Raw genomic sequence first — 11,453 nt, forward strand, 5'->3', positions numbered from 1 at the left:
CCAAACATGGCATTCGGTAAAAAATTTGACAAGAGCAAACTCAAGCAAAAGCGCCAGCAGCAAAACCCGCTGTTCAAGCGCAAGAAATTCTGCCGCTTCACGGCCGCCGGCGTTGAGCAAGTGGATTACAAGGACGTCGACACGCTGAAGGACTTCGTTCAGGAAAACGGCAAGATTATGCCGGCACGTCTGACCGGCACCAAGGCACACTATCAGCGTCAGGTCGACACAGCGATCAAGCGCGCACGTTACCTCGCGTTGCTGCCGTACACCGATCTGCACAACGCCTGATTGACGACTGAAGAATAGGAGAAAAACATGCAAGTCATTCTGTTGGAAAAAGTCGTTAACCTGGGCAACCTCGGGGAAGTCGTGAAGGTCAAGGACGGTTATGCACGTAACTTCCTGATCCCGCAGCGCAAGGCACGTCGTGCTACCGCCAATGCGGTTGCTGAATTCGAAGCAAAGCGTGCCGAGCTGGAAAAAGCAGCAGGTGAAAAGCTGGCGGCTGCACAAGCCCAAGGCGAGAAGCTGAACGGCATGACCGTACAGATCGCACAGAAGGCCGGCGTTGACGGCCGTCTGTTTGGTTCCGTGACCAATGCCGATATTGCTGAAGCCGTGTCCAAGCAAGGCTTCCCGGTTGAAAAGGCGCAGATCCGCATGCCGCAAGGTCCGCTGAAGACGGTTGGCGATCACCCCATTTCCGTTGCGTTGCATACGGACGTTGTCGTGGAAATCACCGTTTCCGTGCTGGGCGAGCAAGCTTAAGAGCTGCAGTTCAAGCATAAAAAAAGCCGGGATGTATTCCCGGCTTTTTTATTGGGCTCGCCAACCGCGCCTTAGTGCCGCCTTAGTGCCCGAGACTCGCAACCACATTCTTCTTCGGCCTGGTGAGCCATACCAGTCCGGTCAGTAGGAAAAACGCGACCGCGCTATACAGAAAGAACTCATTGGTCGCGAGCATGTAACTCTGCGCATTGATCATGCGCTCGACAACCGCATACGCTTGATCTGTGGACAAACCGCCGGCGCGCAATGTGCCGAGGTATTCCGAGCTGGCTGAAGAATAACGCGAGACGTTTTCGACCAGGCGAGCGTGGTGATCGATGGAGAGATGCTCCCACATGGTCACGCTGATCGCGGTTCCCATTGCCGCTCCAAGTGTCCGCAGAAAGTTCGACAGGCCGGTTGCGCCAGCCATATGATCCGGCGTGATATTGGACAGCATCAGCGCCTGTACCGGCAGGAAGAAGCACGACATGCCGATTCCCTGTACCAGACGCGGATTGACGATGTCCCAGAAGCCGACGTCGAGCGACATTTGTGTATTCCAGAGCGACACCGCGCCCATCACGGTAAAGGCGAACGTTGCAAGCGCGCGCAGGTTAAGCCGTGCAATGTTGCGGGCGATGATGGGAGACAGGATCAGCATGAAAATGCCGATGGGGGCCATCGCCAGCCCTGCCTGTGCGGACGTGTATCCCATCACCATTTGCAGCCAGAGGGGAAAGATCACGACGGAGCCGAAGTAGGTCATGAAGCCGACGGACAGCAGGATCACGCCGTAGCGGAAGTTCTTGTCGCCGAACAGTTGCAGTTCGACGATGGGGTGATCGGCAGTCAGCGCCCAGGCAATGAAAAAAGTGAGGGTCACAACGGCGATCAAGCCAAGCGACGTGATGAACGACGATGCAAACCAGTCATAGTCTTTCCCGATCTCCAGCATCAGTTGCAGGCTGCCGACGCCGACCACCAGCAGCAGCAATCCGACAGTATCGAGCGGCACTTTGACGACGGGCGATTCGCGCTTGCGCATCAGCGTCCATATCGTGATGCCGCCAAACAGTCCGATCGGGATGTTGATAAGGAAAATCCACGACCAATGAAAATTGTCGCTGATATAACCACCCAAAAGAGGACCGGCAATCGGGGCCAGAATGATCGTCATTGCCCAAAGGCCCATCGCCGCGCCGCGTTTTTCAGGCGGGAAGTTCCGAACCAATAGCGTTTGCGACAAGGGCACCATCGGACCGGATACCAGACCTTGCAGCAGGCGGAATACCACCAGCATCTGCAGGTTGACCGAAAATGCCGCCAATGCCGACATCAGCGTAAATGCCAGCACCGATATGGAGAACAGCTTCACTTCACCAATGCGCCTGGCGAGCCAGCCGGTCAGCGGCACGGCGATGGCGGCGGCAACCGAATAGGAACTGATGATCCATGTGCCCTGGCTGGGTGCCACGCCGAGTGCGCCGGCGATGGTCGGAATCGAGACATTGGCAATCGTAATGTCAAGAATTTCCATGAAGGTGGACAGCGCCGCCGCAATGGTCAGCAGCGCGAGCGCAGGGCCTGTCAGCGGCGCGATTGCTGGAGGCGGCGCTGGCGGCCCGCCCGGGGAATGACTGGAGTTTGTTGGCGACGACATCCGCGTTCCTTATTTCAGATTGGCGGCGACGATCGCGTCGATGCGCGCTTTTGCCTTGGCTTCGACCGCATCTGCGGCTGCGACATGAGCAGTCATCGCATTTGCCGTTCCCGTAGCGCTGCCGACGGGAGCTCCTTGCTGATCGTGCAAATCGACCTCGGCACGCATGGAAAGTCCGATACGCAACGGATGTTCAGCCAACTGCTTTGGATCAATCGAAATGCGTACCGGAACGCGCTGCACCACCTTGATCCAGTTGCCGGTTGCATTCTGTGCCGGCAGCAAAGCGAAGGCGGAGCCGGTACCGGCGGCGAGACCAACGAGCTTGCCGTCATATTTGACCTTGCTGCCATACAGGTCCGATGTCAGCGCGACCGGTTGACCGACGTGCATCTCGCGCAATTGCGATTCCTTGAAATTGGCGTCGACCCAGAGTCGGTCGAGCGGCACGATCGCCATCAACGGCGCGCCGGGCGTGATACGCTGGCCGACCTGCACGCTGCGCTTGGCAATCTCGCCCGAGACGGGTGCATACAAAGTGGAGCGCGACTGTGCCAGCATGGCCTCATGCACGCGTGCGGCGGCGCGTTGCACGTTCGGATGACTGGCAACACTGGTGCCCTCCGTCAGTGCGCGGCCCGAGGCGAGCTGCTCCTTGGCAGCATCAAGCGCTGCCTGCGCGGCATTGACTGCGCTTTCGGCGTGGCGGATCTCTTCTCCAGAGACGGCTCCCGAGCCAGCCAGTGCCTTGCGGCGGCTGAGGTCGTCTTTGGCTCTTGCCAACTCCGCTTCGCGCACCGACAGATTGGCCTTCGATTGTGCCTGTGCTGCAAACAGGGTACGCACCTCCCGCACCGTCTGCGCGAGCTGTGCTTCGGCCTGCGCCAGTGCGACCTCCGCATCCGCAGTGTCGAGGCTGATGAGCGGCTGTCCGGCCTTGACGATATTGGTGTCGTCAGCATGGATCTTGGTGACGGTGCCGGCGACTTGTGGAGTGACTTGCACGACATTGCCTTGCACGTAGGCGTTATCCGTGTCCTCGTAATAGCGCGATACCAGCGCCCAGTAACTGCCATAGGTGATCGCGGCAATGGCGAACACGGCGGCGATCGTCAGCAGAATTTTCTTGCGCTTTGGCGAGCCCGCGGGCTGTGCAGGCGAGGCTGGCGGGGAAGCTTGGGCGTTGCTTGATGAATTGGGTACTGCGCTCATGATTTCTCCTGATTTCGTATCTCGTTGTTATTGCTTTTGCGACTGCTGCGCACTCGATAGCTGCGGCGCACGCGCATCGTCGGAAAAACCGCCGCCCAGCGCGCGGATCAGGCCGATATGCAGGTCGTCACGTCGTGCACGAATATTGGCGAGCGCGCGGCGTTGGGCCAGCAGTTGGGTTTCCACAGTCAGCACGGTCAGATAGGGAGACAAGCCGCCTTTGTATCGCAGCATGGCCAGGCGATGCGCCTCCTCGGCAGCTGCCAGGGCTTCCTGTGCCGCCGCTTCCTCGCGGCTCAAATCCGCCACCCGTGTCAACTGTTCCGCGACGTCCTGTGCTGCGGTGAGCACCGATTGGTTGTACTGCGCAACAGCAGCATCGATATCGCTCGCTTTTGCCGCATAGTTCGCACGCAGGCGTCCGCCGTCGAAAATCGGCAAGCGGATCGCCGGGCCGACGCTGTTGATCAGGCTGCCGCTCGTCAGAAGCTCGCCGAGCCCGATGGACTGAAAACCGATCAGTGCATTGAGATTGACGTTGGGATAGAACTGCGCCTTGGCCGCTTCCGCTTCGCCGATCGCTGCGACGATATGCGCCCTTTGCGCAGCAAGTTCAGGGCGACGCCCGAGCAAATCGAGTGGCAAAGTCGCGGGAACGGCAAATGGCGCTGCCTTCAATGTCGGGCGCTTGATGGTTTCGGCCGCGGCGGGCATGTCACCGACCAGCGCGGTAACTTGCAGGCGGGTGACCTTGATTGAAGTAACAAGCTGCTCAAGCTCGATGCGCAAAGCGGCTTCATTGGTTTCTGCCTGTTTGACTTCGACCTGCGTGTCGAGGCCGTTCGCAACGCGCTGGTTGACCAGCCTATGGATTGCACGGCGCTGATCCTGCGTCGCAAGCAGGATATCCTGCAGTTCGTATTGTGCCGCTAGTTGCGCGTAGGCGCGTGCAACGGAGCTTGTCAGCGCAAGGCGCGCCGCGTCACGGTCGAAACTGGCTGACTTGAGTTGTGCTTGCGCCGAGCGGATCAATGCGTCGTTCTTGCCCCACAGGTCGAGATCGTAGCCGAAGTTCAAGGCTGCCTGCCCCTGACTGATGTATTCTCCGCCTTTGCCAAGGGGCGGGCGGGGGATCAGGTAGTTCTCGGATTGGCGGCCGTAGCTGAGGTCGACGCCAGCGTTGAGTTGCGGTGCGCTGCTGGACCGGACGAGATTGGCAGCAGCCTGCGCGCGTACGATACGCGCCTGCGCGACGGCGAGCGTCGGACTGTTGTCCAGTGCGTGTTGCATCAATTGATTCAGCTGCGCGTCGCCAAAGGCGATCCACCAGCCGTCCTGCGGCCAGGCGTCGACGCTTTGCGCAACGTTTGCCCGGTCTCCCAATGCAAGGCTGTCGAGTGGCTTGACTTGCGGCGCCACCGGCTGGAATCCGGCACACGCTGTCAACAGCGAAATTGCAGCAAGGGTGCCGAGCCGGGCATGTCGGTGCGTGATGTTCGGGTGAAGCACGCGGAGAAATCTGGTCATTTGTCTTCTTCTCTGGTTTTGTGATGCAGTAGTCCAAGCTTGCTCACGAATTGGCGGCCATTCGGCGCAGGAAGTCCTTGAACTGGGCGATTTCCGCTGCGGAGAAGCCGCGCAAATGGTGGTTCATCGCATCCACAACCACCTGCGTCATTTGGTCCGCGAGCTGCACGCCTTTTTCGGTCAATGCAACTTCAACCACGCGGCGGTCTTCGCTGCTGCGCGTTCGTCGCACGAATCCTTTTTCTTCCAGCCGATCCAGCATGCGCGTCATTGCGCCGGTATCGGTCATCAACTCACGCGCCAGATCGGCGGCGGTATTGGACAAGCCATGAGCCAATCTCAGGAAAATGCTGAGTTGTGCGTGTGTCATGTCGAATTCCGCGAGAGCACGATCCACAGTCAGGCTTAACTGGCTGCCGGCCCGCTTGAGCAGGTAACCGATGCTTTCACTCGGCGTGAAATTCTTCAGGGTGTATGGGTGAGACATGAGGAAAAGCCAATGAGACAGGATGGCGAAATATAGCTGCCTAGGCAGTCAATGTCAAGGCAGATAGTGCCATATCAGCTAATTAGAAATCTGAAAATAGTTTGTTTCAGGGCAATACCGAATATTCCCGAGTGTGCTGTGCTGCAGCGTAAGGTGAGCAGGTATAATGCGCGCCATGAATACCCGCTCCGATCCTCAACTGGATTCCCTTCGCGTTCCACCCCATTCCATTGAAGCAGAGCAGTCCGTATTGGGTGGTCTGCTGCTGGATAATTCCGCGTGGGACCGCATTGCGGACTTCGTCAGTGAAGACGATTTTTATCGCTATGACCACCGCGTTATTTTTCAGCACATCGTCAAGCTGATTAACGCCACCCGTCCGGCCGACGTTATCACTGTGTACGAGTCGTTGAGCACCAGCGCCAAGGCGGAAGAGGTCGGCGGTCTGGCTTATTTGAACGCGTTGGCGCAGAACACGCCCTCGGCGGCAAATATTCGTCGCTATGCCGAGATCGTTCGTGACCGCGGCGTACTGCGCAAACTGATCACGGTGTCGGATGAAATCTCGACCCAGGCACTCAATCCACAGGGCAAGGAAGTCAAGCAGTTGCTGGATGAGGCCGAATCGAAGATCTTTGCGATTGCGGAAGAGGGCGCGCGCGGCGCCCAGGGCTGGCTGGCAATCCAGCCCTTGCTGACGCAAGTCGTCGAACGTATCGACGAGCTCTACAACCGCGACAATCAGAACGACATTACCGGCGTGCCGACCGGCTTCCTTGACCTTGACCGCATGACCTCTGGTCTGCAGCCGGGCGACCTCATCATCGTTGCCGGACGTCCCTCCATGGGCAAGACGGCGTTTTCCCTGAATATCGGTGAAAACGTCGCCATCGACAGTGGCTTGCCTGTCGCCGTATTCTCGATGGAAATGGGCGGCACGCAGCTCGCGATGCGTATGCTGGGTTCGGTAGGCCGTCTTGATCAGAGCCGGCTGCGTGTCGGCAAGCTGAATGACGAAGACTGGCCGCGCCTCACGCATGCGATCCAGAAAATGAACGAGGCACAGCTTTATATCGACGAGACGCCGGCGCTGAGTCCGATCGAGTTGCGTGCGCGTGCACGGCGGCTGTCGCGTCAATGCGGCCGTCTTGGCCTGATCATCATCGACTATTTGCAGCTCATGTCCGGCAATGGGTCGGGAGAAAATCGCGCGACCGAAATTTCCGAAATCTCGCGAAGCCTGAAAGGCCTGGCGAAAGAACTGAATTGCCCGGTAATCGCATTGTCTCAGTTGAACCGTTCACTGGAGCAGCGTCCCAACAAGCGCCCGGTGATGTCCGATCTGCGCGAATCCGGCGCCATTGAACAGGATGCCGACGTGATCCTGTTCATTTACCGCGACCAGGTGTACAACCCGGATTCCCCGGACAAAGGCACGGCGGAAATCATTATCGGTAAACAGCGTAACGGCCCGATCGGCACAGTACGCCTGACCTTCCTCGGCGAGTACACGAAGTTCGACAATTACACCGGCGGAAACGCAATTTTCGATAACGAGTAAGCGCAGTGTGCTGCCGGCCGCCGATGAAAATCGGAACGATTGAATGCTTTAACCTTAAGAGAGAGCAATTATGTTTGGACGACTGATGCCCACCGAGGGAAAATTTTTTGATCTTTTCAATCAGCATGCCGATTTCTGCGTAAAAGGCGCCAAGGAAATGGTCGCCTTGATGACCAATTTCGATGACCTGGAACATCGCGTGCATGCTATCGAAACTGTCGAAAAGCTCGCTGACAAGGTGACCCACGCGACGCTGGAATTGCTGCACAAGACATTCATTACGCCGCTCGACCGCGACGATATCCACAAGCTGATTACCAGCATGGACGATATCCTTGATCTGCTGGAAGACGGGGGGCAAACAATTTCCCTGTACGACATCAAGGCGATCACGCCGGAAGCCAAGCGTCTGGCGGAGCTGTGCCTGGCATGCACCGAGAAGATGAAGACGGCGGTCGGTCTGTTGCACAGCATGGACAATGCGCATCAGATTCTCTCCATCTGCGAGGAAATTGATCGCCTCGAGTCGGATGCGGATCATGTGATGCGCGCCGCGATGTCCAAATTGTTCCGCGATGAACCGGATGTCCGAACACTGATCAAGCTGAAGGCAATTTACGAGATTCTGGAAACCGTGACGGATCGTTGCGAAGATGTAGCCAATATCATCGAAGGCATCATCCTCGAAAATGCCTGATGCTGCTGGCACTGGCGTCGCTGCAGCAATCCGAAACGAATAAAACAAGAATTCTATGCACACCCTCCAGATCAGTATCTATGTCCTTGTCCTGTTGATAGGACTTGCCTTGCTGTTCGACTTCATGAACGGCTTTCACGACGCGGCCAATGCGATCGCGACAGTGGTTTCAACCGGCGTGCTCAAGCCGCAGACCGCGGTAGCGATGGCGGCCGTGTTCAACGTGGTCGCGGTTTTCTTCTTTCAGCTCAAGGTGGCGAGCACTGTCGGCAAAGGCACGATCGAGCCGATTGTGGTTGACCATTACGTGGTATTCGGCGCCCTGGTCGGCGCCATCTTCTGGAACCTGTTGACCTGGTATTACGGGATTCCATCCTCGTCATCCCATGCTTTGATCGGTGGACTGGTTGGCGCGGCAGTTGCCAAGTCGGGTACCGGGGCGCTGATTTCCGGCGGCCTGATCAAGACCATCGCGTTCATCGTGCTGTCCCCGCTGCTGGGCTTCATTTTCGGGTCGATCATGATGGTGGTGGTGTCCTGGATCTTCGTCGGCTCAACGCCACGACGCGTGGACAAGTGGTTTCGGCGCATGCAGTTGTTTTCGGCATCAATGTACAGCCTTGGCCATGGCGGCAATGACGCGCAAAAAACCATGGGCATCATCTGGATGCTTTTGATCGCCTCCGGTTACCCTGGGGCGAAGGAACACTTGCCGTGGTGGGTCGTCATCAGTTGCTATACCGCCATCGGCCTGGGCACCCTGTTCGGTGGCTGGCGCATCGTCAAGACCATGGGACAGAAGATCACGAAACTGAAACCGGTCGGCGGCTTCTGCGCTGAAACTGGTGGCGCGATTACGCTGTTTCTGGCGACATGGCTTGGCGTTCCAGTCTCGACAACACACACGATTACCGGCGCCATTGTCGGTGTCGGCTCATCACGGAAGATGTCCGCGGTGCGCTGGGGCGTTGCTGGCAACATCGTTTGGGCATGGATACTGACCATCCCGGCTTCGGCCTTCGTTGCCGCAATTGCCTGGTGGATCGGAACGCAGGTCCTGTAAGCAGATTCACACGAAAGCAAAAAAGCCTGCATGGTATCCATGCAGGCTTTTTTGTTGGAGACGAGGCTAGTGTTACAACACGTCGCTTGCGTGATCGGCCAGACGCGAGCGTTCTCCGCGCGCCAGCGTCACATGTCCGCTATGTGACCATCCCTTGAAGCGATCCACAACATAGGTCAATCCGCTTGAACCTTCAGTCAGGTAAGGCGTATCGATCTGCGCGATGTTGCCGAGGCAGACGATCTTGGTGCCGGGACCGGCGCGCGTGACCAAGGTCTTGACTTGCTTCGGCGTCAGATTCTGGGCTTCGTCGATGATCAGGAACTTGTTGACGAAGGTGCGACCGCGCATGAAGTTGAGCGACTTGATCTTGATGCGCGAACGGATCAGATCCTGTGTCGCGGCACGTCCCCATTCGCCGGCGTCCGAATCGGATTTGTTCAGCACTTCGAGATTGTCGTCGAATGCCCCCATCCAGGGCGACATCTTCTCTTCCTCGGTGCCTGGCAGGAAGCCGATGTCTTCACCGACCGGAACCGTCACGCGGGTGACGATGATTTCATTGTAGAGCTTGGTTTCCAGTACTTGCGCAAGGCCCGCCGCAAGGGCCAGGAGTGTTTTGCCGGTACCGGCCTGACCGAGCAGGGTAACGAAATCGCACTCCGGATTCATCAACAGGTTGAGTGCGAAATTCTGTTCGCGGTTGCGCGCGGTGATGCCCCACACGCTGTTCTTGCCATGCGTGTAGTCGCGCAGGGTTTGCAGCACAGCGGTCTTGCCGTTGATCTGCCTGACCTGTCCGTAAAACGGGGCTTCGCCATTGTTCGGTTCCAGGAACACGAATTGGTTGACGAGGAAGGACGGCACAAGAGGACCGGTCACGCGATAGAAGGTATATCCAGTGCCGTGCTTGTTTTCCTGCCACGACTCCATGCCTTTGGCGTGCTTGTGCCAAAAGTCGTCCGGCAACTGCATGATGCCGGAGTACAGCAGGTCGGTATCTTCCAGCACATGGTCGTTGAAATACTCTTCTGCTGGAAGCCCCATCGCACGTGCCTTGATGCGCATGTTGATGTCTTTCGACACCAGCACGATGGGGCGATCCGGAAACTGTGCTTCGAGTGCGCGCACGACGCCGAGAATCTGGTTGTCGGCCTTGCCGATGGGGAGTCCTTCAGGCAGGGCCACGTTTTGCAGCTTGGTCTGGAAAAACAGGCGGCCTTTGGCATCCTTGTTGCCCAGTTTGGAAAGCGGAATGCCTTCCTCGATCGCATGCTCTTCCACGCCGGCCACCAGCGCGTCGAGCGAGCGCGACACCTGGCGTGCGTTGCGCGCGACTTCGGACATGCCTTTCTTGTGGTTGTCCAGTTCCTCCAGCGTCATCATCGGCAGGTAGACGTCATGTTCCTCGAAACGAAACAAGGAGGTCGGATCGTGCATCAGCACGTTGGTATCCAGCACGAACATCTTGGTGACGCCGAGCTTGTCGCCGATGCGGCTGGCGCTTGACTTGATCAGGCTTTCGACGGCCTTGGGTTTCGCTGTGCGTTTTGCTGCAGGAGCTTTTTCGGAGGTTTTGGCGCGTGCTTCTGGGGCGGATTCAATTGCATGCGGTGTGGATTCAACCAGCGTCATGACAGGTTTTACCGATTTCCCTTTCTCTGCCTTCGGATAGTCTTGCGGGGAGAGCAATGTTGCTGGTTTGGTCGGTAATTTGGGCAGTGGCATCAGGACCTCAATCTAAAAATGTGTTGAATTGACTACGCTCAGGGGGCCAAACGAACAGGAGGTGGGTTGGACGACGTGGGAAAAAGGCAATCGGAAAACACAAAAGCCGTTTGAGGGGGAGGTTCGACACCTCTTCCGCAAACGGCTTTCGGTAAGAAAATTCTATTAAATTCAATGTGTTCAGCTTTTGGATTCAGCGAACTCTATGCGAGGGCCTTTACGTACTCCAGAACTTCGTCAACGTGCCCAGGCACTTTCACTCCACGCCATTCTTTCACCAATTTCCCGGTTCCGTCAATCACAAACGTGCTGCGTTCAACACCCCGCACTTGCTTGCCATACATGGATTTCATTTTCATCACATTAAACATGTTGCAAAGTGTTTCGTCGGGATCGGAAATCAGGTCGAATGGCATCTCCAGTTTCGACTTGAAACCTTCGTGCGAGCGAATGCTGTCGCGGCTGATGCCGAAAATCTCGGTATTGGCCTCGATGAATTGCGAGTGCAGATCTCTGAATTGCATGGCCTCCGTCGTGCAGCCCGGCGTGTTGTCCTTCGGGTAGAAATACAACACGACTGTTTTTCCCTTGTGATCGGACAGCCTGAAGGTCTGGTTGCCGGTCATCGCCGCGGAAAATTCGGGAACAATCAAGTTCAATGCAGATGGGCTTTCGGCCACGTTGGTCTCCTGGTCCAGGGTTGGTTGAGCCGGATGGCGATGATCGGTCGCTGCACGGCCGACT

Annotated in this window: 11 protein-coding genes; 5 read left to right on the plus strand and 6 right to left on the minus strand. The window is 57.3% G+C overall.

Going from position 1 to position 11,453, the window contains the following annotated elements; genetic code table 11:
* Positions 1 to 6 precede the first annotated feature (6 nt).
* Both rpsR and rplI read left to right on the plus strand, forming a co-directional pair.
* On the plus strand, positions 7 to 291 hold the full coding sequence (gene rpsR, locus E6W33_RS06240) for a 30S ribosomal protein S18 (RefSeq protein WP_007882558.1): 285 nt from the start codon (positions 7 to 9) through the stop codon (positions 289 to 291).
* Between the two features lie 27 nt (positions 292 to 318).
* A complete protein-coding gene (gene rplI / locus E6W33_RS06245) occupies positions 319 to 771 on the plus strand; it encodes a 50S ribosomal protein L9 (RefSeq protein WP_136415424.1) in 453 nt (150 codons plus the stop codon).
* An 82-nt stretch (positions 772 to 853) separates the two neighbouring features.
* On the opposite strand, the gene E6W33_RS06250 is transcribed toward rplI, so the two are convergent.
* From E6W33_RS06250 to E6W33_RS06265, 4 genes are read right to left on the minus strand one after another with little or no spacing between them, the layout of a single operon-like run.
* Positions 854 to 2,434 (minus strand): DHA2 family efflux MFS transporter permease subunit, encoded by a 1,581-nt coding sequence (locus E6W33_RS06250; protein WP_136415426.1) that lies wholly within the window; start codon positions 2,432 to 2,434, stop codon positions 854 to 856.
* Between the two features lie 9 nt (positions 2,435 to 2,443).
* Entirely contained in the window at positions 2,444 to 3,646 is a 1,203-nt protein-coding gene (locus tag E6W33_RS06255) for an HlyD family efflux transporter periplasmic adaptor subunit (protein ID WP_136415428.1), read from the minus strand.
* Between the two features lie 27 nt (positions 3,647 to 3,673).
* The gene (locus E6W33_RS06260) at positions 3,674 to 5,173 is read right to left on the minus strand and encodes an efflux transporter outer membrane subunit (protein ID WP_136415430.1); all 1,500 of its coding nucleotides are present in this window, start codon (positions 5,171 to 5,173) and stop codon (positions 3,674 to 3,676) included.
* Positions 5,174 to 5,216: 43 nt separating this feature from the next.
* Positions 5,217 to 5,660: a MarR family transcriptional regulator gene (locus E6W33_RS06265; protein WP_136415432.1), complete on the minus strand. Its 444-nt coding sequence runs from the start codon at positions 5,658 to 5,660 to the stop codon at positions 5,217 to 5,219.
* A 175-nt stretch (positions 5,661 to 5,835) separates the two neighbouring features.
* Here E6W33_RS06265 and E6W33_RS06270 point away from each other — a divergent pair, with 175 nt between their 5' ends.
* The 3 genes from E6W33_RS06270 (at position 5,836) to E6W33_RS06280 (ending at position 8,981) form a co-directional block, all read left to right on the plus strand.
* Positions 5,836 to 7,221: a replicative DNA helicase gene (locus E6W33_RS06270; RefSeq protein WP_136415434.1), complete on the plus strand. Its 1,386-nt coding sequence runs from the start codon at positions 5,836 to 5,838 to the stop codon at positions 7,219 to 7,221.
* A gap of 70 nt (positions 7,222 to 7,291) precedes the next feature.
* Positions 7,292 to 7,918: a DUF47 domain-containing protein gene (locus tag E6W33_RS06275; protein ID WP_136415436.1), complete on the plus strand. Its 627-nt coding sequence runs from the start codon at positions 7,292 to 7,294 to the stop codon at positions 7,916 to 7,918.
* A 55-nt stretch (positions 7,919 to 7,973) separates the two neighbouring features.
* Positions 7,974 to 8,981 (plus strand): inorganic phosphate transporter, encoded by a 1,008-nt coding sequence (locus E6W33_RS06280; protein WP_136415438.1) that lies wholly within the window; start codon positions 7,974 to 7,976, stop codon positions 8,979 to 8,981.
* Between the two features lie 72 nt (positions 8,982 to 9,053).
* Here the strand turns inward: E6W33_RS06280 and E6W33_RS06285 are convergent, their stop codons facing one another.
* Positions 9,054 to 10,709 carry a PhoH family protein gene (locus E6W33_RS06285; protein WP_211097241.1) on the minus strand — a complete coding sequence of 552 codons (1,656 nt, stop codon included), beginning with the start codon at positions 10,707 to 10,709 and terminating at the stop codon, positions 9,054 to 9,056.
* Positions 10,710 to 10,912: 203 nt separating this feature from the next.
* Positions 10,913 to 11,389, minus strand: coding sequence for a peroxiredoxin (locus E6W33_RS06290; protein ID WP_136415440.1), 477 nt, complete (start codon positions 11,387 to 11,389; stop codon positions 10,913 to 10,915).
* Positions 11,390 to 11,453 lie beyond the last annotated feature (64 nt).

This window comes from Herbaspirillum sp. ST 5-3, assembly GCF_004804275.1.
Taxonomy (GTDB): Bacteria; Pseudomonadota; Gammaproteobacteria; order Burkholderiales; family Burkholderiaceae_D; genus Noviherbaspirillum.

Excerpts from the sequence above, each read along its gene's own strand:
- E6W33_RS06285 (WP_211097241.1), bottom strand. The coding sequence starts at position 10,709 with ATGCCACTGCCCAAATTACCGACCAAACCAGCAACATTGCTCTCCCCG.
- rpsR (WP_007882558.1), top strand. The coding sequence starts at position 7 with ATGGCATTCGGTAAAAAATTTGACAAGAGCAAACTCAAGCAAAAGCGC.
- E6W33_RS06265 (WP_136415432.1), bottom strand. The coding sequence starts at position 5,660 with ATGTCTCACCCATACACCCTGAAGAATTTCACGCCGAGTGAAAGCATC.
- E6W33_RS06280 (WP_136415438.1), top strand. The coding sequence starts at position 7,974 with ATGCACACCCTCCAGATCAGTATCTATGTCCTTGTCCTGTTGATAGGA.
- E6W33_RS06250 (WP_136415426.1), bottom strand. The coding sequence starts at position 2,434 with ATGTCGTCGCCAACAAACTCCAGTCATTCCCCGGGCGGGCCGCCAGCG.
- E6W33_RS06270 (WP_136415434.1), top strand. The coding sequence starts at position 5,836 with ATGAATACCCGCTCCGATCCTCAACTGGATTCCCTTCGCGTTCCACCC.
- E6W33_RS06260 (WP_136415430.1), bottom strand. The coding sequence starts at position 5,173 with ATGACCAGATTTCTCCGCGTGCTTCACCCGAACATCACGCACCGACAT.
- E6W33_RS06255 (WP_136415428.1), bottom strand. The coding sequence starts at position 3,646 with ATGAGCGCAGTACCCAATTCATCAAGCAACGCCCAAGCTTCCCCGCCA.
- E6W33_RS06275 (WP_136415436.1), top strand. The coding sequence starts at position 7,292 with ATGTTTGGACGACTGATGCCCACCGAGGGAAAATTTTTTGATCTTTTC.
- rplI (WP_136415424.1), top strand. The coding sequence starts at position 319 with ATGCAAGTCATTCTGTTGGAAAAAGTCGTTAACCTGGGCAACCTCGGG.